Raw genomic sequence first — 26,312 nt, 5'->3', positions numbered from 1 at the left:
GTTTCAGCTTACCGCCGGTTCAAGAACCGAAATCGTCCCTGCATCGGCATCGATTTCGGCCATGACGCCGACCGGCATGCTCACCTGCCCGGCGATATGGCCAATCTGGGCGCCCTGGAATGCAGGAACGCCCAGCCCTGCAAACTGGCGGTCGAGCACTTCGTAGATCGTGAAGTTCGAATAACCGCCCTCGGCATTGCTGCAGCCGGTGCACTGGCCGAAGACGACACCCGCCAGTTTTCCGAGAATGCCTGCAAGGGCCAGCTGCGTCAGCATCCGGTCGATGCGATACTCTGCCTCGTTGGTGTCCTCCAGGAACAGGATCGCGCCGCTGAAATCGGGCAGGTAGGGAGTCCCCACCAGAGCCGCGAGGACGGTAAGGTTGCCACCGATCAATCGGCCACGTGCCTTGCCGCCCCGGAAAGTCCGCACCCGCTCGCTGCGCCGGCCAAGGTAGGTGCCGGCATGCTCGGGCACCGCATATGTCGGCGTCGCCCCGTCGAAAGCCAGTGCGCGGAACGATTCCCAAGCAGCCGGGGGCCAGGACGCCGAGGCGTTCGGTCCGTGAATGCTGGGCACGCCGGTCCGGGCGGCAAAGGCGAGGTGGAGCGCGGTATTGTCGCTGAACCCGGCGAACAGCTTGGGCGTGCGGGCCATCGCGTCGAAATCGAGCCAGGGCAGTATGCGCGCGCAGCCCCAGCCGCCGCGTACGGCCATGATCGCGCGCACCTCGTCGTCGGCGAACATCGCCATGAGATCGCCTGCTCGGTCCTTGTCCGATCCGGCAAGATAGCCTTCGCGATCGAGCATATGCGGCGCAGCCCTGGGCTCCAGCCCCATGGCCCGCACGGCCTCCTCGATCTCCTCCAGCCCGAAGCGGTCGCCGATGAAACCGGCCGGGGCGACGAGGCCGAGCACGTCGCCCCGGCGCAGACGCGGCGGCTTCTGCCTGCTTGGCGCGCCGGTCGGTCTTGCCGACATCGCAGGGACCGCAATCGTGGCGGCGGCAACGCCGAGGCCCATGAGCGCACCGCGCCGCGAAAGATCGGGGATCGTCATGGCGCAAGCCTAGCCGCAGGAGCCCGGGCAGGCGAGTCCCCGCATCTTCGCAAGAGTTTAATATGATGCGGCTATTCTCTCGACGGAAGCCGATCGAACCTCCATCTAGGATCTATGACCGAAGAAGAAAAGAAGATAGCCGACCGCCGCTTCTACAAGGCGGAGCAGGAAGCCTCGTTCGCCGATCAGCAGGAAGGCACCCTGCAAACCCAGAACCCGGCCTATCGGCTGGCGTTCCAGGACACCGAATTCCTCCTGCGCGACGAACTGCGCCCGGTGCGATTCCAGCTGGAACTGCTCAAGCCGGAAATGCTGCTCGAAGAAGCGAACATCGGCTCGACCCTCGTCATGTACGGATCGGCCCGTATTCCCGCGCCCGACGAGTGCGACGCCCTGCTGGCGAAGGCGAGGAGCGAACAGGAAAGGAAGATCGCCGAGCGGCTGGTCGCCAAGTCGAAATACTATGACGAGGCGCGCAAGCTGGCCCAGCTCGCCAGCAAGTGCGCGGTGGTCGAGAAAGGCATGCGCCAGTTCGTCGTCTGCTCGGGCGGCGGCCCGTCGATCATGGAAGCAGCCAACCGGGGCGCGGCAGACGTCGGCGCCGAATCGCTGGGCCTGAATATCGTCCTGCCGCACGAGCAGGCACCCAACCCTTACGTGACGCCGCGCCTCTCGTTCCAGTTCCACTATTTCGCGCTGCGCAAGATGCACTTCCTGCTGCGCGCCCGCGCCGTCGCAGTGTTCCCGGGCGGGTTCGGCACGCTCGACGAGTTCCTCGAACTGCTGACGCTGATCCAGACCGGCAAGATGAAGCCGATCCCGATCCTGCTCTACGGCCGCGAATTCTGGGAGCGGATCATCAATTTCGAGGCGCTGGCCGAAGAAGGCACGATCAATGCCAGCGACCTCGACCTGTTCCACTGGTGTGAGACCGGCGAGGAAGGCTGGACCCGGATCCGCGAATTCTACGACCTCGACTGCGGCTAGGAGCCGGCGTCGATCAGCGGACCGCGTGGTGTCCCATCGGTCCATTGCCCGCGCCGAATTCCGGCGCATTGAGCAGGGCTGCGCGCACGAAATCGCGGGCATCCTCGATGGCTTCCTCAAGTGTGCAACCCTGCGCGAGAAACGTCGCGATGGCGCTGGACATCGTGCAGCCGGTGCCATGGTTGTGCCGCGTGTCGATGCGCGATCCTTGCCAGACGACAGGCTCGTGGCCCGGCACGATCAACCGGTCCTCGACTGTTTCGCCTTGGGCGTCGCCACCTTTGGCAAGGTATGCCGCCCCGCGCGATGCCATTGTCTCGGCCCCGCCAAGCGCCGCCAGTTCGCCGATGTTCGGCGTCGTCAGCGCGGCAAGGCGGATCAGCCGTTCGAACGCAGTCACCGTTTCCTGGTCAGTCAGCGTCGATCCGCTCGTCGATACCATGACCGGATCGAAGATTACCGGCACATCAAGCCCTTCCAGCCGATCCGCAACCAGTTCCGCAATCGAGGCCGAGCCGAGCATGCCGATCTTCACTGCGTCGACACCGATGTCGGTAATGCAGGCGTCGATCTGCGCGCCGACCAGCTCGGGAGACAGCGGCTCGATCGCCTGAACGCCGAGCGTGTTCTGCGCAGTGATCGCGGTTATTGCGGTCATGGCATAGCCGCCAAGCACGGTGATCGTCTTGATGTCGGCCTGGATGCCAGCGCCCCCCGAACTGTCGGAACCGGCAATGGCAAGGATACGAGCTGGCTTCATGGAATAGTCTCGGCCGCACGCCCACGGGCAGGCTCAGGGCGAACGGGTCAGGTGTCGCTACAAGGCCCCAAAGCGTGCCGAGCCTGTCGCTGCACCTGCGGGGGGAAGTCCTCCCTTAGGCCTTATACTGCCTCTGCGTCGAGGGGGGATGCGCCGCGTGGTGCTTTTTCGCGCGCGTCGGGCGATCGGTCAGTTCGCCCCCGCAGTTGGGGCACAGGTCATCGAGGTCATCCGCGCATTCGGCGCAGTAGGTGCATTCGAAGCTGCAGATGAAGGCGCCGGGCGCCTCTGCCGGCAGATCAACGCCGCAGCGTTCGCAATCGGGGCGCATTTCGAGAGCCATCAGGCAGCCGCCTCTTCCACGGCAGAGCAGATCGAGGCGACCGCTGCCTCGACATCGCCGGCATCGTCGCCTTCGGCCATGACCCGGATCACCGGTTCGGTCCCCGAAGGACGAATCACCAGTCGGCCCTTGCCCGCAAGCGAAGCCTCGGCATCGGCGATGGCGGCCTTGACCCGGTCCACTTCCAGCGGCTTGCCGCCCGCGAAGCGCACGTTGCGCAAAAGCTGGGGCACCGGATCGAACAGGTGCAGCAATTCGCTGGCCCGCTTGCCCGACTTGACCAGCGCGGCGAGCACCTGCAGCGCGGCGACGGTGCCATCACCGGTCGTCGCATGATCGAGCAGGATCATGTGCCCGGACTGTTCACCGCCGACATTGTAGCCTGCGCTGCGCATCTTCTCGAGCACGTGGCGGTCGCCGACCTTGGTCCGTACGAGATCGAGCCCGCGCCCCTGCAGGAAGCGTTCGAGCCCAAGGTTGGACATGACCGTGGCCACCACGCCACCGCCGGTCAGGCGGCCCTGCTCCGCCCACTGGCTGCCGATCAGCGCCATGATCTGGTCGCCGTCGACCGTCTGGCCCTTCTCGTCGACGACAATCAGGCGGTCGGCATCGCCATCGAGGGCAATGCCGATGTCCGCGCCGGAGGAGACCACGGTTTCCTGCAACAGCTCGGGATGGGTAGATCCGCAGCGTGCGTTGATGTTCTTGCCATTGGGATTGACCCCGACCGCGACGATTTCCGCGCCCAGTTCCCAGAACGCCGATGGCGCGACCTGGTAGGCCGCGCCATTGGCGCAATCGATCGCGATTTTCAGCCCGTCGAGGCGGATGTCCTCGGGCAGCGAGCGCTTGACCGCGTGGATGTAGCGACCGCGCGCATCGTCGATGCGGCGGGCCCGGCCGATGTCCTCGGCATCGGCGAGCGCGAGATCCTTGCCCAGCAAGGCCTCGATCGCCAGTTCGTCCTCGTCGGAGAGCTTGTACCCGTCCGGGCCGAACAGCTTGATGCCATTGTCCTGGTAGGGATTGTGGCTGGCCGAGATCATCACCCCAACGTCGGCGCGCAGTTCACGCGTGAGCAGGGCCACCGCGGGTGTCGGCATCGGCCCGAGCAGGACCACGTCCATGCCCACACTGGTAAATCCGGCGACCATCGCGTTCTCGAGCATATAACCGGACAGGCGCGTGTCCTTGCCGATCACCACGCGGTGCCGGTGATCGCCGCGCAGGAAGCGGCTGCCTGCCGCCTGTCCCACTTTCATGGCGGTGGCGGCGGTCATCGCCCCCTGGTTGGTGCGCCCGCGAATGCCGTCGGTACCGAAGAACTGCTTGCCCATGCTCAAAGATCGCTATCGAATGTGTTGTCGGACTTGCCCATGCGGGCAAATTGCCATGTCGCGCAACTTCGTTAATGTCTGTTGCACCACAAGGCCAGCCATTGGTGCAATCCTGAGCAACGAGACTTCCCGAACAGGCAGCGCATCACGGATGCCGGAGATCCGCGTCCCCGGCTTGTTGACGCTTGCCGGTCTCGTCGCGGGTCTGGTCTGCGGCGCGCTGCTGGCACACTCGCCGGAGATGGACAGCGCACTTGCGATTGCCGGACCGGTGGGCTCGCTGTGGCTGCAGGGCCTGAAGATGACGATCCTGCCGCTCGTCGCCGGACTGCTGTTCACCGGCATCGTGGAGACAGCCGCCGCGGCCCGCGCCGAGGCAATGGCGAAGCGCACGATGGCCTTCATCTTCGGCTCGCTGGCTTTCAGCGCCTTCGTCGGCGCGACAGTCATGCCGCTGCTGCTGTCGTTCAGCCCGCCGCCCGAAGGCGTCGCCGTGCCCGGAACCCAGGCTCCGCCCCAAGTGCCCGGCATCGGCGACTTCCTGCTGTCGATCATGCCGACCAATGTCGTTACCTCGGCCGCGAACGATGCGCTGCTTCCCGTCATCATCTTCGTCGCCCTGTTCGCCGTCGCTTCCTTGCGGCTCGACGAGGCGCCGCGCCGGCAGCTGGCCCTGCTGTTCGAAGGAATGGCCGGGGCGATGATGGTCCTGATCGGCTGGGTCCTGAAGGTCGCGCCGGTCGGCGTCTTCGCGCTCGGCCTCAGCCTTGCCGCGCGCAGCGGTGTCGCCGCGATCGGTGCGCTGGCGCACTACATCGTCCTGGTCAGCACTTGCGGCGCGGTGTTCCTGCTCCTTGCCTATCCGCTTGCCGCCGTGATCGCGCGCAAGCCGCTGGGCCGGTTCGCCGCGGCGGTCCTGCCCGCGCAAGTCGTCGCCATTTCCACCCAGTCCTCGCTCGCCAGCCTGCCCACGATGCTCGCGTCGTGCCGCCGCCTGGGCGTGGCGACGACGACAGCCGAGTTCGTCCTGCCGCTGGCCGTGACCATCTTTCGCGCGACGAGCCCGGCGATGAACGTGGGCGTCGTCATCTATGCCGCGCACCTGGCCGGGGTGGACCTGCATCCCGGCGCCATTGCCGCGGGCGTCTTCGTCGCCTTCCTCACCACTTTCGGGTCGGTCTCGCTGCCCGGCACGGTCAGCTTCATTGCTTCCACCGCGCCGATCGCCGCGGCCATGGGCGTGCCGCTCTGGCCGCTGGCAGTGCTGGTCGCGGTGGAAATGCTGCCCGACATCATGCGCACGGTCGGGAACGTGACCATGGACGTTGCGGTTACGGCCAGCGTAGATATCTCTCGGCAGAGCGCACCTGCCACGACAGAGGACTAAATCTGGGGCTACTGGCTTAGGGACGATACCCGATCTTGCCCCCGCGAGAGTCTCGACCTAGAGGGCCCGAAAACTCCCATCACTGCAGGAAACCACCGTCATGACCGATTCCGTCCAGATCCGCCGCGCACTCTTATCGGTGTCCGACAAGACCGGCCTTGCGGAACTCGGCAAGGCGCTGGTCGACCGCGGCGTCGAACTCATCTCGACCGGCGGCACCGCCAAGGCGCTGCGCGATGCCGGCCTGACCGTCAAGGACATCTCGGAAGTCACCGATTTCCCCGAAATGATGGACGGCCGCGTCAAGACGCTGCACCCCAAGGTCCACGGCGGCCTGCTGGCGGTGCGTGACAATCCCGAGCACGCCAAGGCCATGGCCGACCACGAAATCGGCGCCATCGACCTCGTCGTCGTCAACCTCTACCCCTTCGAGGCGACCGTCGCCAAGGGCGCGGACCGCGACACGATCATCGAGAACATCGACATCGGCGGCCCCTCGATGGTGCGTTCGGCGGCGAAGAACCACGCCTACGTCACCATCGTCACCGACCCCAGCGACTACGAAGGCCTGCTCGTCGAGCTGGAAGCGACCGACGGCTGCACCACGCTGCCTTTCCGCAAGCTGATGGCCGCACGCGCCTTCGCCCAGACCGCCGCCTACGATTCGATGATCTCGCAGTGGTTCGCCTTTGCCGACCAGGGCCAGACCTTCCCCGAGATGCTCGCCGTCAACGGCCGCCTCGTCACGGAGTTGCGCTATGGCGAGAACCCGCACCAGAAGGCCGCGCTCTACACGCCGGTCGGCCCCTACACCAAGGGCCTCGCCCAGGGCGAGCAGGTGCAGGGCAAGGAACTGTCCTACAACAATTACAACGATGCCGACGCCGCCTTCGAACTCGCGGCCGAGTTCAAGGGCCAGGACCCGGCCGTCGTCATCGTCAAGCACGCCAACCCTTGCGGCGTCGCTCAGGGCAAGTCGCTGCTCGAGGCATGGGAAGGCGCCCTGGCCTGTGACGACGTCTCGGCCTTCGGCGGCATCGTCGCGGTCAACCAGACGCTGGACGGCGCCACGGCCGAGGCGATCTGCAAGATCTTCACCGAAGTCGTCGTCGCTCCCGATGCCGACGAGGAAGCCCGCGCCTTCTTCGCCAAGAAGAAGAACCTGCGCCTGCTGCTGACCGGCGACCTGCCCGATCCGCGCCGCGGCGGCCTTTCCGTCAAGCCGATCACCGGCGGACTGCTGGTGCAGGGCCGCGACAATGGCGCGATCGGCTTCGACGACCTCAAGGTGGTGACCGACCGCGAACCGACCGACCAGGAACTGAAGGACTGCCTTTTCGCCTGGACCGTCGCGCGCCACGTGAAGTCGAACGCAATCGTCTATGCCAGGGACGGTGTCACCGCCGGCATCGGCGCAGGCCAGATGAACCGCCGAGATTCCTCGCGCATCGCCGCGATGAAGGCCGCCGAGGCCGCCGAGAAGTTCGGATGGGACAAGCCGCGCACGGTCGGCTCGGCTGTGGCTTCGGACGCATTCTTCCCGTTCGCCGACGGCCTGCTCGCCGCAGCCGAAGCAGGTGCTACCGCCGTGATCCAGCCAGGCGGCTCGATCCGCGACGATGAAGTCATCAAGGCCGCCAACGAGGCAGGTCTGGCGATGGTCTTCACCGGCATGCGCCACTTCAAACACTGATAACGGGGCCGGGACGGTCATGTGGCTGCACTGGCTCGGACCCCTTCTCGGACTGGCATTCCTTGCCGGTCTGGCTTCCGCTGCCGTGCTCCTTCGCCTTGGCAAGGTGCACGGCAGACGGCGTATCCTCGCCACTGCGGCGTTGCCTTTCGGATGCCTCGCGGTCCCGCTGCTCGGCCTGTCGATACTGGCCGTCGCAGGCTGGGCATTCCGCCCCGGCTGACCGCGCCAACATCCAAAGGGACAGAAACCGGCGCGCAGCGGTGCTGCGGCTTTCCCTGCCTCGATTGTTCCCTCCATTCATCGCACGCGGCGCGCAACTGATCGCAGCATCATGCGAAATGTGGGTTTATTCACTGGACCGAAAGCACTTTAGCGGCATGTGGGCCGCATCGAAATCGAACTACGGATTGCTACGCAGGACATGGGACTCTTCAAGGCCGACTTCTACCGCTTCTTCGCTCTCGGGTTCGCCGGGGGTGCACTGCTGGTGTTCGGTTCCATGGGTCTGCACCACAGCGCTTCGCTGGCCGACAACATCGTCCCGCCGGCCGAGGCCGCGACGACGCGCTGAGACCCGGCGCCGGGCAGGCCGGGGCCTCCTGCCCGCCCGCCGCGATTGCTTCCGGCCGCTTCCGGCCCCATATTGCGGCCATGGCGACACGACACGTACATCACGAACATTCGGGCGCAGGCCTCGTGAAGGCTGCGCAGTCCGCGCTTCTCAAGGCCGGCGAGCAGTGGACCGAAATGCGCGCCGACGTCTTTGCCGCTCTGGCAGAGCATGACCGGCCCGCCTCCGCCTACGACCTCGCCGAAAACGTCTCGGCGCTGCGAGGAAAGCGCGTCGCGCCCAACAGCGTCTATCGCATCCTCGACCTCTTCGTGCGCACCAACCTGGCGCGCCGGGTGGAAAGCGCCAATGCCTATGTCGCAAACAGCCACCCCGGCTGCCGCCACGACTGCATCTTCCTGATCTGCGACTCCTGCGGCCAGATCGTCCATATCGACGACGACCGTCTGACCGGCTCGCTGATCGCCGCGGCCCGCGATGCGGGCTTCGCCGATGTACGCCCGGTGGTGGAACTGCGCGGCACTTGCGCGGCCTGCAGCTGACCCGGCGCATTCGCCCCGCCATGCGCCAAGCCCCTCGCAGCCTTGCGAAGTTGTCCGCCATGCGGCAGGGCTGGGTATTCGACTCCCGCCCGCAATCCGTGTAGACACGATCCATGACCGCCAACCCGGCAACGCCCCTCCTCGACACTGTCGATACGCCCGTTGACCTGCGCAAGCTCAAGCCCGCGCAGTTGCGCCAGCTCGCCGACGAGCTGCGCGAGGAAATGATCTCCGCCGTCGGCCAGACCGGGGGCCACCTCGGCTCCGGCCTCGGCGTCGTCGAGCTGACAGTGGCGCTCCACTACGTCTTCAACACACCTGAGGACCGGCTGGTCTGGGACGTGGGCCACCAGGCCTATCCGCACAAGATCCTCACCGGACGGCGCGACCGTATCCGCACCCTGCGCCAGGGCGGGGGCCTGTCCGGCTTCACCAAGCGCAGCGAGAGCGAATACGATCCGTTCGGCACCGCGCACAGCTCCACCTCGATCTCGGCGGCACTGGGCTTCGCCATCGCCAACAAGCTTTCGAACCAACCGGGCCGCGGGATTGCCGTAATCGGCGACGGAGCGATGAGCGCGGGCATGGCCTACGAGGCGATGAACAACGCGCGCGAGGCGGGCAACCGCCTGGTCGTGATCCTCAACGACAACGACATGTCGATCGCGCCGCCGGTGGGCGGGCTTTCCGCCTATCTCGCGCAGCTCGTTTCCTCGCGCCCGTTCCTCAACATCCGCGATTTCGCGCGCAAGGTTTCGCGCCGCCTGCCCGAAGCGCTGCACCGCGCCGCGAAGAAGACCGACGAATTCGCCCGCGGCATGGCGATGGGCGGCACCCTGTTCGAGGAACTGGGCTTCTACTATGTCGGCCCGGTCGACGGCCACAACCTCGAACAGCTGATCCCGATTCTCGAGAATGTGCGCGATGCCGCCGAGGGCCCGATCCTGATTCACGTCGTGACCAAGAAGGGCAAGGGCTACGCCCCGGCCGAGGAAGCGGCAGACAAGTATCACGGCGTTCAGAAATTCAATGTCGTCACCGGCGAGCAGGCCAAGGCGCCGGCCGGTCCGCCCAGCTATACCGGCGTCTTCGCCAAGGCCCTGATTGCCGAGGCCAAAGGCGATCCGCGCGTCTGCGCGATCACGGCGGCGATGCCTTCGGGCACCGGGCTCGACAAGTTCGCCAGCCAGTTCCCGGAGCGCAGCTTCGACGTCGGCATTGCCGAACAGCACGCAGTGACTTTCGCCGCCGGGCTTGCGGCCCAGGGCATGCGTCCGTTCTGCGCGATCTACTCGACGTTCCTGCAGCGCGCCTTCGACCAGGTCGTGCACGACGTCGCGATCCAGAACTTGCCGGTGCGCTTCGCCATCGACCGTGCCGGCCTAGTCGGTGCGGACGGCGCAACCCATGCCGGATCGTTCGACGTGACCTATCTGGCCACCCTGCCCAACTTCGTGGTCATGGCCGCCGCCGACGAGGCGGAGCTGATGCACATGGTCCACACCGCCGCGCAGCATGACAGCGGCCCGATCGCCTTCCGTTATCCGCGCGGCAACGGCACCGGCGTCGCCCTGCCGGAAAAGCCGGAAGTGCTGGAGATCGGCAAGGGCCGTATCGTCAGGGAAGGCACCAAGGTCGCCCTGCTTTCGCTCGGCACCCGTCTGGGCGAGGCATTGAAGGCAGCCGACACGCTGGAAGCCAAGGGCCTGTCGACCACCGTCGCCGACCTGCGTTTCGCCAAGCCGCTCGACAGCGAACTGATCCGCAAGCTGATGCTGAGCCACGAAGTCGTCGTTACGGTCGAGGAAGGCTCGATCGGCGGCCTGGGCGCCCACGTCCTCACCATGGCGAGCGACGAGGGCCTGACCGACAACGGCCTCAGGATCCGTACCATGCGCCTGCCGGATGTGTTCCAGGATCACGACAAGCCCGAGGCGCAGTACGACGAGGCCGGGCTGAACGCCCCCCAGATCGTCGACACCGTGCTCAAGGCGCTGCGCCACAACAGCGCGGGCGTGAACGAAGCGCGCGCCTGAGCCGCGCCGCCCCTTACCCCTGTACCGCTGCCCCCTCACCCTGAGGGTGTCGAACTGAGGGTGACGAAGGGAGGGCACCGTGCGCCCGTGCTTCGACACGCTCGGCATGAGCGGATGAGGCGACCCCCAGAACCATTTATCATTGCGAGCGGCCACAGGTCGCCCGCCATGCCGAACCGCTTTACCAGTCGTAGGCCTTGGGCAGATTCGTCCTGTCGAGGTCCTTGTAGCGTTCCTTCAGGCGGCTCTGGTGGTTGTCCAGCGGCTGCTTGACGCCGTCGATCCACACTTCCAGCGGGGCCGAGGACAGTTCCAGCGGATCGCCGTCCCAGACCACCACGTCGCCAACCGCGCCGGGCGCAAGCACGCCGGCGCGCATGTGGCCGTTGCGGCCGTCCATGCCGCTGATCTCAGCCGGGATCGAAGTGATCGCGGCCAGTGCCTCTCCCCAGCTCAGGCCTGATGCGCCGGGAATCTTGTTCAGAGCGACAAGATTGCCCGCCTCCTGGGGCGCGTACCGAGGCTGGTTGTCGTTCGCGAGCATGCCGATGGCGACCTTTACGCCCGCCCGCTTCATCCGGCCGACGTTGGACTGAGTGGCGGCGATGCGGTCGAACTGGGCCGGCAGGTCGTTCAGCGCCGTGGCAATCACCGGCACGCCTGCCGCCGCGATCTCGTTGGCGACGAGCCAGCCCTCGCTCGCGCCGACCAGCACGAGATCGAGCCTGGGAAACTCGCGCTTCAAGGACAGCACCGAACGGATGTCGGCAGCGCGTTCCACTTCGACGTAGAGCGGCTGGGTCCCGGCGATGACCGGCCCCAAGGCGGCGGCATCGGCGCGCGTCAGCATCGCGTCGGACTGGCGGTCCGCGCCCTGTGCCATGGCCGCCACATCCCTCGCCTCGCGCAGGGCATTGCGCAAGGCGACATGCGCTGCGACGCGGCTGCCACCGGCGAGCTTCGCCCCGCCCTCGCCCAGAGCGACGACCTGGAAGGCCCGCGCCTTCGTCACTGCCTCGGGATCGGCACCAAGATCGATCAGTGCGCCTTGGCCGGCGAAGATCGAATTGCCGTTGAACGGCGTCACGCTGGCCCGCGTCACCCCGCCTTCGCGGCTGACCGCGATGTGCTCGTTCGCCGGATTGATCGCCGGGGCCACGTCGAGCGCGGCGTTGAAGGGCGCCAGATCGGATTCGCGGTCATCGCTCTCGCTCACTTCCTGAACATCGAACAGGCCAAGGTCGGTGTAAGTCGCGAAGATGCCCGGCGTAACCCATTTGCCACTGCCGTCGATCGCCTCGACGCCCGCCGGCACGGTGACGCCCGCCCCTGCGGCAATGACCTTGCCGCCGCGAACGACGACAGTGCCGCCCTCGATGGGCGCACTGCCGTCGCCGATGGCAAGAGTGGCATTGGTGATGGCAAAATCCTGCGCAGACGCGAGCGAAGGCAGGCCCAGCGCGGCGACACCGGCAAGAGCAGCGGCGACCGTGGAGAGGCGCTTCATTTCACATCTCCTTCACCGGGCTGACCCAATTCGAAGTCGCTCACCGGGCGCCGCTTGGGATCGAGTGCATCGTACATCAGTGCGCCGTCGATCCAGACTTTCTCAGGCCGGGTGTAGACCGAGAGCGGATTGCCGTTCCACAGCACAACGTCGGCCATCTTGCCGGTTTCGAGGCTGCCGGTCCGGTCGGCAACGCCCATCGCCTTGGCCGGGTTGTAGGTGAACCAGCTCACCACCTCGGCATCGGGAATGTCGATGCCGATGCGCCGGCCGTCCGCCTGCGCCTTGGCCGCTTCCTGGTTGAGGCGCTGGATGCCGTTTGCACTGTCGGAGTGGATGATCACGCATACGCCTTGCTTCTGCAGCAGGGCTGCATTCTCCGGGATGGCGTCGTAGGCTTCCATCTTGAAGCCGTACCAGTCGGCCCAGACGGCGGCGCAGATGTCGTTCTGCTTGAGCAGGTCGCCGATCTTGTAGGCCTCCACAGCGTGGTGGAACGCGGCGACCTTGTAGCCCATCTCCTTGGCCATATCGATCACCAGCGCCATCTCGTCGGCACGGTAGCAGTGGTTCTGCACGAGGATCTCGCCGTCGAGCACGCCGACCAGAGTCTCGTTGGCAAGGTCGCGGTCGCGCTCCTCGTCCTTGGCGTATTTCTTGGCATCGAGCCAGGTCTGCCGGTCGACCGCGAAATTGCCCATGCGGGTCGAGGGTTTCTGGCCCTTCGATCCATAGACGCGCTTCGGATTCTCGCCGCAGGCCATTTTCAGCGAATAGGGCGCGCCGGGGAACTTCATTCCCTGCACCGTCAGGCTCGGCACGTTCTTGAGCGTGACCGAACGCCCGCCCATGAGATTGGCCGAGCCGGGCAGGACCATCAGCGAGGTAACCCCGCCATTGGTGAGGGCGCGGGTGAAACCGGGGTCCTGCGGCCATACCGAGTGCTCGGCCCAGACTTCGGGCGTGGTCGGGCTGGTCGCCTCGTTGCCGTCGGCCAGGGCATCGACGGAGGGCGAAGGATAGTCGCCCAGATGCGAATGCGCGTCGATCACGCCGGGAGTGACGAACTTGCCCGCGGCATCGATGCGCGTGTAGCCATCCGGCACAGCGAGATCGGACCCGCCCACGGCGACGAGCTTGCCGTTCTCGAACAGCAGCGTGCCGTTGTCGATGCGCCCGCCGCGCCCGTCATAGACCGTCGCGCCGACCAGTGCCGTGGGCCTGCCGGGGTAGGGCTTGTAGGTCGAAGGATAGGGCGTCTCGGCCGCCGCTTCCTTATCCTTGTCCTTCTTCCTGGCCAGCGCGTCGCCGCTGGGCAGCGCGAGGGCGAGGCCCAGCGCAATCACGCCGGTCCATTGCCGCAATGCGGGCGGTGCTTTCATGACAAAACCCCTGTTCACCCAAAAAAGCGGCCCGGGCGTTTCCACCCGGGCCGTCGCATTCCTGTCGTTCAGGTCGGCCGGTTTTCCGGGTGCATCCCGGCTTCCTGCGCCTCGAGCCCGACTTCGCCTTGCCCGACCAGACCATCGCCATGATCGCGGTCTCCCAGCGTATCGAGATGCATCCAGCGCTTCACGATCGGAGAAAGGAGGAGGACGACGATGGCAATGCCGATCGTAACCCAGCCGATCTTGCTGTAGATCGCCAGCGTGAGGTCCTTCGACATCTCGCCGCTTTCGCCGCCGGTCGCCTCGCCGATCCGTCCGGCCACGAAGTTGCCTACCGCGGTCATGTAGAACCATGCGCCCATGATGAAGCTGCCCAGGTGCGCCGGTGCCAGCCGCGTCATGGCCGAGAGGCCGACGGGCGAGAGGCACAGTTCGCCGGTGGTGTGCAGCAGGTAGATGAGGAAGACGAAGACGACCGAGGTCATCACCGCCGGATCGCCGGTGCCCGCGCCCCAGACGAAGACGAGGAAGCCAAGGCCGACCTGGATCAGCGCAAGGCCGAACTTGGCCGGGGCCGAAGGCTCCAGCCCGCGCTTGGCGAGGATCTGCCAGAGACCGGCGAAGAGCGGCGCGAAGAGCACGATGTAGATCGGATTGATCGACTGGAACAGGCTGGTCGGGACGCCGCCACGATCGACGTACTTGTCAGTGTAGAGGCTGAGCGATCCGCCCGCCTGCTCGAACAGGCCCCAGAACACGGGGTTCAGCGCGATCAGGAAAAGGATCGCGAAGATCCGCTCACGCGGTTCCTTGGGCAGCTTGAAGGCTTCGTAGAGCGTATATGCAAGCATCGCGACGCCGGTGATGATCAGCAGGTTCTGGATCACGTCGACGTACTGGATCAGGAACCAGATCACCGCGACTGCGGCAATGCCGGTACCGTAGAGCTTGAACTCGTTGTTCTTCTGCAACGGCCTGGGCGGCTCGCCCTGCCCCAGCAGCGCCGGTTTGCCGACAACGAAGATGATCAGGCCCAGCACCATGCCGATGCCGGCAAGGCCGAAGCCCCAGGACCAGCCGATCGTCTCGCCCAGGTAGCCGACGAGGATCGTGCCGAGCGCGGCGCCGACGTTCACGCCCATGTAGAAGATCGTGTAGGCCGAATCCCGCCTCGCATCGGTCATCTTGTAGAGCTGGCCGACGATCACCGAGATATTGGCCTTGAGGAAGCCCGAGCCGACGATGATCAGCGACAGCGCCAGCCAGAACACGTTGATCGCCGGGTCCGCCTGTTTGACGGCCGGATCGGCAACGCCCTGCATGCCTTCCCAGGCCATGAACAGGTGGCCGAGCGCCAGGACGACGCCGCCGAACAGCACCGCCTTGCGCTGGCCGAGCCAGCGGTCGGCGAGGTAACCGCCCAGAACCGGGGTAATATAGACGAGGCTGGTATAGCCCCCGTAGATCAGCGAGGCGTCGCCGTCGTTGAACAGCCAGAACTTCGTCAGATAGAGGATCAGCAGCGCGCGCATGCCGTAGTAGGAGAAGCGCTCCCACATCTCGGCATAGAACAGCACGAACAGGCCACGGGGGTGGCCGACGAATTCCTCGCTCTTGCGCGTGGCGATGAGGCCGCCGATGGCGAGCGTAGCGAACAGGGCCAGAGCGGCGATTGCCGCAATCCAGTCACCCTCGTTCCAGTTTGTTATGTCCTTCATGCGACCTCTTGTGGCCTTTCCTTGACGGCAGAGAAGGTATGAAGCGGGGCAAGGTAGCGGACAAAACGAGGGTGTAAATGGGGGGCACCCGCGACAGGGCCCGCGCCGCCCTGTGCTTTAGGGTGCATTCTAAGGGATTACTGCTAAGCCATTGCGCATAAAGCCGTGGAATGGCATTTTCTCTTTTCGCAATCGGCAAAGTTCACGAAATTTTGTGATTCGCCCAAGCCATGAAGATTTTTTTGGGGGGACGTTGAAATGATCAGGTCGGAACTGCTGCAGGCCCTGGCCAAGGACAATCCGGAATTGCGAACCGAAGACGTCGAGCGCGCGCTCGATACCTTCTTCGACGAGATCGCGCAGCGCCTTGCCGATGGCGGCCGCGTCGAACTGCGCGGCTTCGGCGCATTCTCCACTCGCCACCGCGACAGCCGCAAGGGCCGCAACCCGCGCACCGGCGAAACCGTGGAAGTTCCCGAGAAGAAGGTGCCGTATTTCAAGCCCGGCAAGGAAATGCGCGCCAAGCTGAACGTCAGCTAAGGCGCGCACGGGCGCACTTCGACGGACCTGTCATCCCCCGCAGGCCGAGCCCGTCGAAGCTAACCCCTTGTTCCCTTGTCGAATCCCGCGCTCACGCCCCGATCCAGCGCTCACGCATAATCGCGCGCGACGCGGATTTTCTGCTGGCTGCGTTCGGGAACCCACTTGATGGTGGGCGCAGGACGCCCCTTGTCCACCTGGATCAATGCCGCGCCCGGCGCATCGATATCGGCATTGTAGATGGTCACAGTCGCCGGCACGCTCGACTGGAAGTAGAGGACAGGCGCCTTGTTGGTCGCTCCTGCACGAACCACCGGACTGTCGAGCACGTAGTTCGGGCCGCTTCCTCCCACGAACGAGAAATGCCCGATCCAGCCGGTGCCGCCGCGCTTCACCGGATTCTCGCTGCGGCAGTTCTTGAGCGTGCCGCTGTTCCAGAGCCGGTAGTTGAGCTTGTTCCCGCTGGCGAAGCAGCCTTCCATGTAGACGTCCTGCGACTTGGTATCGAAGCCGCCATCGCTCGACCCGGTCGCCACGCAGGAATAATAGCGGATCTTGCTGTTTCCGCGCTCGTCCGAGAATCCGTCGCCATTCCAGTACTTGTCCGAAGGGCGCTGGGTTTCGCAAAAATCGTGCGCCTCGACGCGGCGATAGACGATGTCGTGCGCTTCATCGTCGAGCGCGAAGCCGACGCAGTAGTTCGCGCATTCGCCATTGCCACGCGCGACGACGTCCTCGATCAGCCCGCGCGTCGAACCGTAGCGGATTCGCATGAAGTTGCGGGCCAGCCGGGCGGCATTCACCCGCCGGACGGTAAAGTCGCTGACCGGGGCAGGCACATCGGGATGGTTCCACGACCAGTTCTCGATGAAGCGGTACATGTTGGCGACCTGGCAATCCTCCACCGTGACGTTCTGCGTCGTCGTGTGGAACAGGCGAATCGCGCCATTGCCGAGGTCGAGAAAGTAGCAGTTGCGAATCAGCGTGTTGCTTTCCGCCTTTATCGCCGTGCCGCCATCAGTGCCCGAACCGCCGGGCGAACGCGTGCCCCGGAACGTGCGGCCGTCAATGATGGTGAGGCCCGAGGTCTGTGCCTGCAGCAGGGAAGGCCTCAGAACGATACCGGCGGCGGCGGTTCCGATCAGTCCACGGCGCGTGATCAGTCCAGTCATGCAGTTCCATCCTTTCGTTACGACGAGAGGGCGGGGGGCCTACCGAGAGGTGAACATAGCACGTTGATATTTCTTTAAGTTTAGGCGTTATGTTGCAATTAACCTTACATCACCGAAAGCTCGCGAGACCGCGCTTTGCGGCTGCGCCGACAAATCCCGGGCAACTGCTGCAGGCGGATTGCGCAGCGCAGCGCAGCCAGCTAGGACCCATGATCCTGCGACGTGCGGACGTGGCGGAATGGTAGACGCTGCGGACTTAAAATCCGCTTGGGTATCCCAGTGCGGGTTCGAGTCCCGCCGTCCGCACCACAAAATCGCCTACGTAACTGCGCTCATACCGGCATTTACCGGATTGAAACCATGCGAAGGCGATACAACCGGACTGCAATTGACTTCGGCAATGCAGATCGTAGCAACAGGTGTCGCCAGAGCGCGAGTACCATGGGGGGTACGCTCGCAATGAAATACCCGGGAATTCTGTCCGAGCCCGAGGCAGGTCAAATCGACGACTACAACGAAAAGCGCGTTCAGCCGCGCTTTGCGCTCATGCTGCGCAGCGCCAAGCTCGTCGGCCCCAGCGGGGAATTTCTCTGCATCGTCAGGGACGTTTCCGAAAGCGGCGCGAAACTGAAGATCTTCCATCCGGTCATCAGCGACGAGCCGCTGGCGCTCGAAATCGCGACCGGCGAACGCTTCGGTATCGAGAAAGTCTGGGAAAGGGACGGCGAAGCCGGCGTCCGCTTCCTCGATTCGGTCGACATCATGCGTTTCATCGCTGAAGCAGGCCCCTTCCCCAAGCGTCCGGTCCGGATCAGGGTCAACCACGATGTGACCCTCGCCTTCGCCGGGACGACTGCCCCGGCAACGTTATGCGACCTGTCGCGCCAGGGCGCGCGCATCGAAACCCCGCAGCATCTGGCGATCGGCCAGACGATCCGGATCAGCGGAGACCACCTTCCCGAGTTCGAAGCCACCGTGTGCTGGCGCAAACATCCCGCCTATGGCCTGGTCTTCCGCCAGCTCATGAGCATGGAAGAACTGGCCCAGCGCGTCTATCGCATGCAGCTTCAGGGACCTGCGGCGGCCTGAGCGGATCGGCCTGACAGGGAATCAGGCGGGGCGGAACTTCATCGCCGCGCCGTTCATGCAATAGCGCTTGCCGGTGGGCTTGGGTCCGTCGTCGAAGACATGACCGAGGTGCCCACCGCACTTGGCGCAATGCACTTCGGTGCGCGGATAGCCGAGCTTGTAGTCGGTCGAGGTGCCGACGGCGCCGGCCAATGGCTTCCAGAAGCTGGGCCAGCCGGTACCGCTGTCGAATTTCGTGGCCGAAGAGAACAAGGGGTTGCCGTCCGCCGCGCAGACGAACGTGCCCTTGCGATGTTCATCGTTGAGCGGTGAGGAATAGGGCCGCTCGGTGCCCGCCTCGCGCAGGATGTGGAACTGTTCGCGCGTCAGGCGCTTGCGCCATTCCGCCTCGCTGTAACTGACCGGATAGGCCTTCGCTTCGGCATCGCCGCTGCCGCAAGCGGTCAGCACCGGCAGGGCCGCGCCCATTCCCAGCCAGGCAAGCAGTCGGCGGCGAGAAGTAGCGAGCGGCATCCGGTTTCTCCTGTTGCAGGCACGGCAGGGCAGCTGCGGGTCGGCGCAGACGGCCTCGAGATCGGGACATACCTCGCGAATTCAATACGCAGCCTTAATGAAGGGTCCTCAGACCGCTTCCGACGCGTTCGCCGAAGCGCGGCGCAGGAGCCCCCTGAAGCCGCCGCGCCGGTCCGAGCGCCCCGGCCCGGATTTCATCACCCGGCGCCTGAACAGTGCCGAGCCGAAACGCACCAGCAGGCCTACCCAGATCATCTGCCAGATCACCGCGAACAGGTGCGGGGACAGCGCCGGGTCCTGCGCGGCGCGCGCCAGCATCGCGAAAGGCGAGCTGAACGGAAAGAACACCGCTGCCACTTCCATGAAGGAGCCCGGCTGGGTCATCGCGAAGCTGGCGAAGAAGAAGACGAGAAGCTGCAGCATCGTGACCGGCATCGACAGGGTCTGGACCTCGCGCACGGTCGTTGCCATCGAGCCGATCGCGAGGAAGACCGAGCCGAGAAGCAGGTAGGCCATGGCGAAATAGACGATGCCCAAAGCCATGAGCATCGGCCAGCCTACCGCTGGATCCGGCAACTGCGGGACGGCCGTTCCGGCCGCCACATAAAGTGCCGCCCCGACTGCACCCCAGACGGAGATGCCGACGAAGGACACCCCGAGCATGGCGAAGAGCTTACCGAAGAAGACCGATTCCATCGGAATAGCCGCGGCCAGCACCTCGATGATCTTGTTGCCCTTTTCCTCGACGAGGTTGGACAGGACCATGCCCGCCAGCATCATCGTGAGCAGGAACAGCAGCATCTGCGCGGACTGGGCAGTCCTGAGCTGGCCCTTGCGTTCATTGGCGTTGCTGGTCACGGTCCGGTCCAGCCGCACTTCGGGCAAGGCCCGTTCGCGCGGCGCAAGCGCTTCGGAGGCGATGAGCGCCACCTGTCCCCGCCAGCGTTCGATCTGGTCTTCCGGGCCGGTGAGGACCGGCGCCTGCGGCGTGCCCGAGAGCACCGCCGCGACATTGGCCCTGCCACCGTCGACGATGGCCCGCGGATCGAACCGTTCTCCCGGGTCCAGTCGTCGCAGGATCACGAAATCGGGCAGGAGATTGCCGATATTGGCCGCCAGCCGGTCCCTTGCCGCCCGCATCGCCTCTGCATCGTCGCCCTGCATGACAATGGCGACATGGGGATTGTCCGCCGTCTGCTGCACACGCTGGCCGACGCTGCCGGCCAGTCCACCGACGATGAGCGGGAACAGCGGGCCGAGCAGAAAGAAGAAGAAGGTCCGGCTCATCAGGATCGCCACGAAGTCACGCCGGGCAACGACCCATGCAGCGCGGGTGATCGACAGTCTGCCGCGGGGACGGGTCATCGGCGCAATTCCTCGGGCTTTTCCTGTTCCAGCGCCCGGGCCGCAGCCTCGCCGGCAATCGCGACGAAGGCGTCGTGAAGCCCCGCCCGCTCGATCGAGAGCGAGAGGATGCCGGCTTCGCCTTCGATCAGAGCGCGCAGCAGCGGCTCTATCCCGGTATCGGGCAGCGAAAAGAACCAGAAGCTGCCTTCATGGCGCGCATCGGCAGGCAGCGCGGCGCGCCACGGACCGTCCTGCGCACGGGTCTCCAGCCGGACCTGCGCGGGAATCCGGTCGCGCGCGACGTCAACCGGTCCGGCAAAAGGCACCTTGCCCCCGGCGATGATTGCCACTTCGTCGCACAGCCGCTCGGCATGGGCGATGACATGGGTGGAGAAGATGACCGTCGTCCCGTCCTGCGCGAGGCCGTGCATCATGCGTTCGAGCTTGCCCTGATTGAGCGCATCGAGCCCCGAGAACGGTTCATCGAAGATCACCAGGCGCGGCTTGTGGACGAGCGTCCCGAGGATCTGCACCTGCTGCGCCATGCCCTTGGAAAGCTGCCTGATCTGCCGGTCGGCGGCATAGCCCAGACCATGCTGTTCGAGCAGATCGCGCCCGCGCCGGCGGCCTTCCTTCAGCGGCAAGCCGCGCAGGGCGCCGACGAAGGCGATCGCATCCACCGCCTTCATCGCGGGGTAGAGACCGCGTTCTTCGGGCAGGTAGCCGATGGCATGGGCAACGTCATGCGGTCGATCCGCACCCAGGATGCGGCGATAGCCCCGGTCGGGGTCGATGATCCCCAGCAGCATGCGCAGGGTCGTCGTCTTGCCTGCGCCGTTGGGGCCGAGAATGCCGTAGACCGCGCCGCGCGGCACGGTGAGATCGACGCCGTCGACCGCCGTTACCCCGTCGAAACGCTTGACCAGTCCCCGCGCCTCGATGGCGAGCGGCCCGAAGTCAGGCCCATCGGCACAGGCAGCCTGGTCATTGCCCGCCACTCGCCAATCTCCTAGTGCGACATTCATGGACGCTCTCCTGCGGTAACCACCGACGAGGGAGAGCCATAAACGGGAACATCCGCAAGCTTGGTTAACTCCGCATTGGTCGATGTCGCGCCGGACACATTCATCGAGGACCTGCAGACGCAGGCCCGTTCGCTCGGGTTCTGCGCTTTCGGCATCGCTTCGGCAAGCGAAGACCCGGTGCGCGCGCAGCGGCTGGAGACGTGGCTGGACGATGGCATGCACGGTTCGATGGCGTGGATGAAGGAACGCGCCCACCATCGGCGTTCGCCACAAGGGCTTTGGCCGGAAGCGCGCAGCGTGATTGCCTTGGGTATGAGCTATGCTCCCGCCGCCGACCCGCTGGCTCATGCGGATCGTCCTGAAATTGCGCGCATATCGGTCTATGCGCAAGGGGCCGATTACCACGATACGGTGAAGAAGGCGCTCAAGCACCTCGCGCGCTGGATCGTCCTCGAGGGTGAGAAGCGGGGGCTTGGCGGCGCGGACGGCTCGGTCGGCGTGAAAGTCTTCACCGATACCGCACCGGTCATGGAAAAGCCGCTGGGCGCCGCCGCCGGACTGGGCTGGCAGGGCAAGCACACCAACATGGTCAGCCGCGAGCACGGCTCCTGGCTGTTCCTTGGCGAGATCTACACGACGCTGGACCTTGCAGCGTCAACGCCCGGTCGGGATCGCTGCGGGTCATGCAGCGCCTGCCAGGACGCCTGCCCGACACAGGCCTTTCCCGCGCCCTACCGCCTCGATGCGCGGCGCTGCATCAGCTACCTCACGATAGAGCACAAGGGCGAAATCCCGCTCGAGTTCCGCGAGGCACTGGGCAATCGGATTTACGGCTGCGACGATTGCCTGGCCGTGTGCCCATGGAACAAGTTCGCGCAAGTCGCGCATGTCCACCGCACTTTCCTGCCGCGCGGGGAACTGGCCGCGCCGCCGCTGGCCGACCTTCTAACGCTCGACGATGCGGGTTTTCGCAAGCTCTTTTCAGGCTCCCCGATCAAGCGCATCGGCCGCAACCGCTTCATCCGCAATTGCCTCTATGCGGCCGGAAACAGCAAAAGGCCCGACCTGCTGGAACAGGTCGGGCCCTTGCTGGACGATCCGGACCCTGCCGTCGCCGACGCGGCGCAATGGGCCGCGAGCAAACTTCAGAGCATCCCTTGAATACCCGCCCCCTGCCCCGCCATCGCGGGGACAGGAAGGCGGCTGTCCTTAGAGCAGTTCCTTCAGCGGCTTGGCCGCATCGGCCAGCGCTTCGAGGTCGGGGGTTGCCCCGGCTTCGACCAGCTTGCGGCCCTGCACGTAGTCCTTGACCATGTTCACGCAGTCGAGGGCGAGGACGCGGCCATCCTTGAGATAGATGACCGAGAAGCTGCGCTCCTCCGGATTGCCGCGGATCACGGTCTTGTCGAAGCCGACATTGATGCCGGCCGTCTGCAGCTTGAGGTCGTACTGGTTCGACCAGAACCACGGGAACGCCTTGTAGGGCTTCTCATCGCCGCAGATCGCCTTGGCCACGCAAGTGCCCATGTCGTTGGCGTTCTGCACCGATTCCACGCGCATCACGTTGCCGCCAGCATAGTCGCAGGCGAAAGCCGCGCAGTCGCCGATCGCATAGACGTCGGGCAGCGAGGTGCGGCAATACTCGTCCACGTCGACGCCATTGGCGCCGGCAGCGCCGGCCGCGATCAGCGGGCCGACGGCAGGCACGATGCCGATGCCGACGATGACGCCTTCGGCCGGGATCACTTCGCCGCCGGCAAGCTGCACGCCGGTCACCTTGCCGTTCTCGCCGACGAGGCTGTCGACCATGACTTCGGTGCGCAGGTCGACGCCGTGTTCGGCGTGTTCCTTCTGATAGAAGGTGGACAGGTCTTCACCCGCAACGCGTGCCAGCACGCGCGGAAGCGCTTCGAGCAGCGTGACCTTGAGGCCCAACTTGGACAGCACGGCCGCGGCTTCCAGGCCGATGTAGCCGCCGCCGATGACGACGATGTTCTTCGTGCCGGCATCGACTTCGGCCATCAGCGTGTCGCAGTCCTCGCGGGTGCGCACGGCGTGGATGCCGGTAAGGTCCGCGCCCTGGCACGAGAGGCGACGGGCATCCCCGCCGGTGGCCCAGACGAGCTTGCCGTAGCCATAGCTCTCGCCGTTGGAGAGAGTCAGTTCGTGCGCCTTGGGATCGACCTTGGTGACTTCGGTGCCCAGCTTGAACGCGATGTTCTTCTCGGCCCAGAACGTCGGCGGACGGATGTAGAGGCGATCGAAGGTCTTCTCACGCGCGAAGTATTCCTTCGAGAGCGGCGGGCGCTCATAGGGATATTCCGGCTCACGGCCGATGACGGTGATGGTGCCTTCGAAGCCGTTCTGGCGAAGGGCGATCGCGCACTGTGCACCGCCATGCCCGGCTCCCACGATTACGACGTCTGCCTTGCTCATGGTGTTCCTGTTCCCTGACTCGCCGTCCGCTTGCGCAATTTCGCAGCCGGGGTCAATGCCTAGATCCTTGCCGATTTTCCCCCTTCGGCGAAAGATCCTTTCTCGCGTGGGGATGGCGGCCTGCCCGCCCCGGATCAGCCCGCCACCCGTTCCAGCGCTTCCATGGTCAAGGCCAGCGAGCGGTATTGCGCCTGCGGATCGAAGGTGGCGCCCGACACGATCAGTTCGTCCGCCCCGGTGCGCGCAATGAAGGCTTCGATGCCTTCGCGCACTTTCTGCGGCGCGCCAATCGCACTGACTGAGCGGACCTGTTCGAGCATGGCCAGCGCCGATCCCGGCAGGTTGGCGCGGTAATCTCGCACAGGCGGCTTGAGGCGCCCGGGATTGCCGGTGCGCAAGGCGACGAAGCTCTGCTCCGTCGACGAGGCGAGATAGGCGGCCTCCTCGTCGCTGTCGGCCGCGATCACGTTGATCGCCGCCATGAAGTGCGGCTTGTCGAGCACTTCGGATGGCTGGAACCGCTCGCGATAGACCCGCGCGGCATCGTCTAGCTGCGCAGGCGCAAAGTGCGATGCAAAGGCATAGGGCAGGCCGAGCATGGCGGCGAGCTGGGCACCGAACAGGCTCGATCCCAGGATCCACATTTCCACGTCGGCCCCGTCGGCCTGCGGCGCGGTGACGCCGCCCACCGCCTGTCCGGCAAAGCGCGCTCGCAGTTCAACCACGTCCTGCGGGAACTGCTCGGCTGCAGCCATGATGTTCTTGCGCAGGGCATTGCCGAGGCGCCCGTCCGCGCCCGGTGCGCGGCCGAGACCGAGGTCGACACGGCCCGGGAACAGCGCGGCGAGCGTACCGAACTGTTCGGCGATCGCGAAAGGCGTGTGATTGGGCAGCATGATCCCGCCCGCACCGATCCGGATCTTGGAGGTCGCCTGGCCGATGTGGGCCAGCACCACCGAAGTCGCGCCTCCGGCGATCCCGTCCATCCCGTGATGCTCGGCCACCCAGAAACGCTTGTAGCCCGCCGCTTCGGCGGCCCGGGCATAGTCGGCGCTGATCGCCAGCGACTGGGCAACGGTGCTGCCTTCGCGGACGGTGACGAGATCGAGGACGGAAAGGGGAATCATGGGGTCTTGGCTCCTTCGGGGCCGAGCTGGTCGAGATAGCCTTGCGCCTTGGCGGCCAGGTCGCTGCCGGGGGCCAGCGCAAGGACGGAGTTGAAGCTGCGCCGCGCCGCGTCGTCGTTGCCCGAAAGCGCGGCGATCACGCCGGCCTCGAGCCCGATTTCGGCATCGCGCGGGGCCAGCCCGGCGGCCTGCTCGATCTGGGTCTGCGCCTCGATCAGCTTGTTCTGCCGCCGCGAAAGCGTGGCCGAAAGCAGCCAGGCCTGCGCATTGTCGGGCTCGGCCTCGCGCGCCTGGGTCAGGGCGTCGGCCGCCTCGTCGGGCCGGTTGACGGCAACGAGGGCGCGGGCGCGGTCGAGCGCGATCGAAGCGGTGAGCGAATTGTCCTCGGCCAGCTTCGCCTCACCCGCCGCGGGGCCCAGCAGCATGAGCGCCTGCGCCGCGTCGCCCTGCGCCAGCGCGGCATTGCCGGCCATGGCGCCAAGCCGGGCGCGGGTCTGGTGATCGTCCGGCTCGGTGGCGTCGCGGGCATTGACGAAGGCCTGCTGCGCCTCGCCCCACCGGTCGAGATCGCTGAGCGCGACGCCGAGGCACAGGCCTGCGCGCACCTTCTCGCGCCCGACCGCCTGGTTGAGGGCATCGCGCGCGACCTGCACCGTGCGCTCGGGGCTCGCCTCGGCTGCGGCCATGCAGCCTGCCCCGCGCGGGGCACTCGGCTGGGGCATTGCCTGCACGGCACGCTTGCGCGCTTCGTCCTGCTTCTTCTCGATGATCTCGAGCGGAAGCTGCGAGGCAGGCGAGGCGCCGTAGCCGGTGGTGGGACCGACTTGCGCCAGCATGACAGGGGCGAGGATCAGTGAAACGGGCAGGAACATCGGGACAGGTCTCCGGTCAGGCCGCCCCGCTGACGATTTCGTCGAGCGTGCGCAGGAGCAACGCGATGTCGCTCTCGCGCGAGAGGCGGTGATCGCCGTCCTTGATCAGCTGGACCTGCACGTCGGCTGAACGCAGTGCCTTGGCCAGTTTCAGCGCAGTCTCCCAAGGCACGTCGGGGTCCTGCTGGCCCTGCAGCAGACGCACCGGGGCATCTATCGCGATCTCATGGCCGAGCAGGAGATTGGCCTGTCCGTTCTCCCAGAAGCCGGGATGGGTCGGCGTCGGCTCGGGCCCATATGGATTGTCCTCCAGGACGACTTCGCCCGCTGCGAGCCGCGCCTTCTCCGCCTCGGTCTTGCCCCAGTCGGTGAAGTCGGGCGCGGCGGCGATGCCGACCAGCCCGGCGCAGCGTCCCTCGGGCAGGGCCAGCGCAACCAGCAGCATGAGCCAGCCGCCCATCGAGGAACCGATCAGCACCACCTGCCCCGGGCACAGCGCCTCGATCAGCGCAACCACCTCGTCCTTCCAGCGCAGCAGGGTGCCGTCCGCAAAGTCGCCCGGGCTTTCGCCGCAACCGGAATAGTCCAGCAGCAGGCAGGCGCGGCCGTGACGATGCGCCCAGTCGAACACTGCAGCCGCCTTGCTTCCTGCCATGTCGGACATGTAACCGGGCAGGAAGACCATCATCGGCCCTTCACCCAGGGTAAGGCGATAGGCGATCCTCCGCCCGTCGGGCATCTCGTGGAAGCAGGTTTCGGTCATGCCCCGGAAGGTGGGGTCCATGGCGCTCGAGGGCAAGGCGTAACCTTGGAGCTTCAGGTGGGTGACTCCCCGGGGCTGACCTGCTAGATGCCGC

Annotated in this window: 25 protein-coding genes and 1 tRNA gene; 11 read left to right on the top strand and 15 right to left on the bottom strand. The window is 65.8% G+C overall.

Annotated features, from left to right (window positions below; genetic code table 11):
- Positions 1 to 3 precede the first annotated feature (3 nt).
- A complete protein-coding gene (locus J3474_RS04415; protein WP_242528188.1) occupies positions 4 to 1,059 on the bottom strand; it encodes an LD-carboxypeptidase in 1,056 nt (351 codons plus the stop codon).
- A 114-nt stretch (positions 1,060 to 1,173) separates the two neighbouring features.
- Here J3474_RS04415 and J3474_RS04410 point away from each other — a divergent pair, with 114 nt between their 5' ends.
- Positions 1,174 to 2,046, top strand: coding sequence for an LOG family protein (locus tag J3474_RS04410; RefSeq protein WP_207093221.1), 873 nt, complete (start codon positions 1,174 to 1,176; stop codon positions 2,044 to 2,046).
- A gap of 13 nt (positions 2,047 to 2,059) precedes the next feature.
- Here the strand turns inward: J3474_RS04410 and thiD are convergent, their stop codons facing one another.
- The 3 genes from thiD to glmM all read right to left on the bottom strand — a co-directional run bounded on the left by thiD (position 2,060) and on the right by glmM (position 4,489).
- On the bottom strand, positions 2,060 to 2,806 hold the full coding sequence (gene thiD / locus J3474_RS04405; RefSeq protein WP_207093220.1) for a bifunctional hydroxymethylpyrimidine kinase/phosphomethylpyrimidine kinase: 747 nt from the start codon (positions 2,804 to 2,806) through the stop codon (positions 2,060 to 2,062).
- 115 nt (positions 2,807 to 2,921) lie between these two features.
- Entirely contained in the window at positions 2,922 to 3,149 is a 228-nt protein-coding gene (locus tag J3474_RS04400) for a DUF1272 domain-containing protein (RefSeq protein WP_207093219.1), read from the bottom strand.
- Positions 3,149 to 4,489 carry a phosphoglucosamine mutase gene (gene glmM, locus J3474_RS04395; protein WP_207093218.1) on the bottom strand — a complete coding sequence of 447 codons (1,341 nt, stop codon included), beginning with the start codon at positions 4,487 to 4,489 and terminating at the stop codon, positions 3,149 to 3,151. The genes J3474_RS04400 and glmM overlap by 1 nt, the downstream gene beginning before the upstream one ends.
- A 151-nt stretch (positions 4,490 to 4,640) precedes the next feature.
- Here glmM and J3474_RS04390 point away from each other — a divergent pair, with 151 nt between their 5' ends.
- The 6 genes from J3474_RS04390 to dxs all read left to right on the top strand — a co-directional run bounded on the left by J3474_RS04390 (position 4,641) and on the right by dxs (position 10,721).
- Complete coding sequence (locus J3474_RS04390) at positions 4,641 to 5,876, top strand: dicarboxylate/amino acid:cation symporter (protein ID WP_207093217.1); 1,236 nt, start codon at positions 4,641 to 4,643, stop codon at positions 5,874 to 5,876.
- Between the two features lie 100 nt (positions 5,877 to 5,976).
- Positions 5,977 to 7,569, top strand: coding sequence for a bifunctional phosphoribosylaminoimidazolecarboxamide formyltransferase/IMP cyclohydrolase (gene purH, locus J3474_RS04385; RefSeq protein WP_207093216.1), 1,593 nt, complete (start codon positions 5,977 to 5,979; stop codon positions 7,567 to 7,569).
- A 19-nt stretch (positions 7,570 to 7,588) separates the two neighbouring features.
- Positions 7,589 to 7,792 carry a hypothetical protein gene (locus J3474_RS04380; protein ID WP_007012808.1) on the top strand — a complete coding sequence of 68 codons (204 nt, stop codon included), beginning with the start codon at positions 7,589 to 7,591 and terminating at the stop codon, positions 7,790 to 7,792.
- A gap of 201 nt (positions 7,793 to 7,993) precedes the next feature.
- Positions 7,994 to 8,143, top strand: a complete 150-nt coding sequence (locus J3474_RS04375; RefSeq protein ID WP_238532509.1) for a hypothetical protein — start codon at positions 7,994 to 7,996, stop codon at positions 8,141 to 8,143.
- Positions 8,144 to 8,223: 80 nt separating this feature from the next.
- A complete protein-coding gene (locus J3474_RS04370; protein WP_207093215.1) occupies positions 8,224 to 8,685 on the top strand; it encodes a Fur family transcriptional regulator in 462 nt (153 codons plus the stop codon).
- A 113-nt stretch (positions 8,686 to 8,798) separates the two neighbouring features.
- Positions 8,799 to 10,721 (top strand): 1-deoxy-D-xylulose-5-phosphate synthase, encoded by a 1,923-nt coding sequence (gene dxs, locus J3474_RS04365; RefSeq protein WP_207093214.1) that lies wholly within the window; start codon positions 8,799 to 8,801, stop codon positions 10,719 to 10,721.
- Positions 10,722 to 10,902: 181 nt separating this feature from the next.
- Here the strand turns inward: dxs and J3474_RS04360 are convergent, their stop codons facing one another.
- The 3 genes from J3474_RS04360 to J3474_RS04350 all read right to left on the bottom strand — a co-directional run bounded on the left by J3474_RS04360 (position 10,903) and on the right by J3474_RS04350 (position 15,334).
- On the bottom strand, positions 10,903 to 12,228 hold the full coding sequence (locus tag J3474_RS04360; protein WP_207093213.1) for an amidohydrolase family protein: 1,326 nt from the start codon (positions 12,226 to 12,228) through the stop codon (positions 10,903 to 10,905).
- Positions 12,225 to 13,610 carry an amidohydrolase gene (locus tag J3474_RS04355; RefSeq protein WP_207093212.1) on the bottom strand — a complete coding sequence of 462 codons (1,386 nt, stop codon included), beginning with the start codon at positions 13,608 to 13,610 and terminating at the stop codon, positions 12,225 to 12,227. Before J3474_RS04355 ends, J3474_RS04360 begins: the two co-directional genes overlap by 4 nt.
- A gap of 68 nt (positions 13,611 to 13,678) precedes the next feature.
- On the bottom strand, positions 13,679 to 15,334 hold the full coding sequence (locus J3474_RS04350) for a peptide MFS transporter (RefSeq protein WP_207093211.1): 1,656 nt from the start codon (positions 15,332 to 15,334) through the stop codon (positions 13,679 to 13,681).
- Positions 15,335 to 15,592: 258 nt separating this feature from the next.
- On the opposite strand from J3474_RS04350, the gene J3474_RS04345 reads away from it, so the two are divergent.
- Positions 15,593 to 15,874: an integration host factor subunit beta gene (locus tag J3474_RS04345; protein ID WP_013831643.1), complete on the top strand. Its 282-nt coding sequence runs from the start codon at positions 15,593 to 15,595 to the stop codon at positions 15,872 to 15,874.
- Positions 15,875 to 15,984: 110 nt separating this feature from the next.
- Here J3474_RS04345 and J3474_RS04340 read toward each other — a convergent pair whose 3' ends face one another.
- The gene (locus J3474_RS04340) at positions 15,985 to 17,046 is read right to left on the bottom strand and encodes a hypothetical protein (protein ID WP_007012800.1); all 1,062 of its coding nucleotides are present in this window, start codon (positions 17,044 to 17,046) and stop codon (positions 15,985 to 15,987) included.
- Between the two features lie 224 nt (positions 17,047 to 17,270).
- On the opposite strand from J3474_RS04340, the gene J3474_RS04335 reads away from it, so the two are divergent.
- Positions 17,271 to 17,355 (top strand) — tRNA-Leu (locus J3474_RS04335).
- A 150-nt stretch (positions 17,356 to 17,505) separates the two neighbouring features.
- Complete coding sequence (locus J3474_RS04330) at positions 17,506 to 18,135, top strand: PilZ domain-containing protein (protein ID WP_013831641.1); 630 nt, start codon at positions 17,506 to 17,508, stop codon at positions 18,133 to 18,135.
- Positions 18,136 to 18,156: 21 nt separating this feature from the next.
- On the opposite strand, the gene msrB is transcribed toward J3474_RS04330, so the two are convergent.
- From msrB to J3474_RS04315, 3 genes are all read right to left on the bottom strand, one after another.
- Positions 18,157 to 18,648: a peptide-methionine (R)-S-oxide reductase MsrB gene (msrB, locus tag J3474_RS04325; RefSeq protein ID WP_207093210.1), complete on the bottom strand. Its 492-nt coding sequence runs from the start codon at positions 18,646 to 18,648 to the stop codon at positions 18,157 to 18,159.
- Positions 18,649 to 18,756: 108 nt separating this feature from the next.
- Entirely contained in the window at positions 18,757 to 20,013 is a 1,257-nt protein-coding gene (locus tag J3474_RS04320) for an ABC transporter permease (RefSeq protein ID WP_207093209.1), read from the bottom strand.
- On the bottom strand, positions 20,010 to 21,020 hold the full coding sequence (locus J3474_RS04315; protein WP_207093208.1) for an ABC transporter ATP-binding protein: 1,011 nt from the start codon (positions 21,018 to 21,020) through the stop codon (positions 20,010 to 20,012). Before J3474_RS04315 ends, J3474_RS04320 begins: the two co-directional genes overlap by 4 nt.
- Positions 21,021 to 21,095: 75 nt before the next feature.
- On the opposite strand from J3474_RS04315, the gene queG reads away from it, so the two are divergent.
- Entirely contained in the window at positions 21,096 to 22,181 is a 1,086-nt protein-coding gene (gene queG / locus J3474_RS04310) for a tRNA epoxyqueuosine(34) reductase QueG (RefSeq protein ID WP_207093574.1), read from the top strand.
- A 48-nt stretch (positions 22,182 to 22,229) separates the two neighbouring features.
- Here the strand turns inward: queG and ddmA are convergent, their stop codons facing one another.
- From ddmA to J3474_RS04290, 4 genes are all read right to left on the bottom strand, one after another.
- Positions 22,230 to 23,456 carry a dicamba O-demethylase ferredoxin reductase subunit DdmA gene (ddmA, locus tag J3474_RS04305; protein WP_207093207.1) on the bottom strand — a complete coding sequence of 409 codons (1,227 nt, stop codon included), beginning with the start codon at positions 23,454 to 23,456 and terminating at the stop codon, positions 22,230 to 22,232.
- 134 nt (positions 23,457 to 23,590) lie between these two features.
- Positions 23,591 to 24,583: an LLM class flavin-dependent oxidoreductase gene (locus tag J3474_RS04300; protein WP_207093206.1), complete on the bottom strand. Its 993-nt coding sequence runs from the start codon at positions 24,581 to 24,583 to the stop codon at positions 23,591 to 23,593.
- On the bottom strand, positions 24,580 to 25,455 hold the full coding sequence (locus tag J3474_RS04295; protein WP_207093205.1) for a tetratricopeptide repeat protein: 876 nt from the start codon (positions 25,453 to 25,455) through the stop codon (positions 24,580 to 24,582). Before J3474_RS04295 ends, J3474_RS04300 begins: the two co-directional genes overlap by 4 nt.
- Positions 25,456 to 25,471: 16 nt before the next feature.
- Positions 25,472 to 26,218: a carboxylesterase gene (locus J3474_RS04290; RefSeq protein WP_013831633.1), complete on the bottom strand. Its 747-nt coding sequence runs from the start codon at positions 26,216 to 26,218 to the stop codon at positions 25,472 to 25,474.
- Positions 26,219 to 26,312: the final 94 nt, after the last annotated feature.

Origin of the sequence: Novosphingobium sp. PY1, assembly GCF_017312445.1 — a bacterium.
Lineage (GTDB): Bacteria > Pseudomonadota > Alphaproteobacteria > Sphingomonadales > Sphingomonadaceae > Novosphingobium.
The sequence above is the reverse complement of the archived record's forward strand: the minus strand, read 5'-3'. Positions and strand labels throughout refer to the sequence as shown.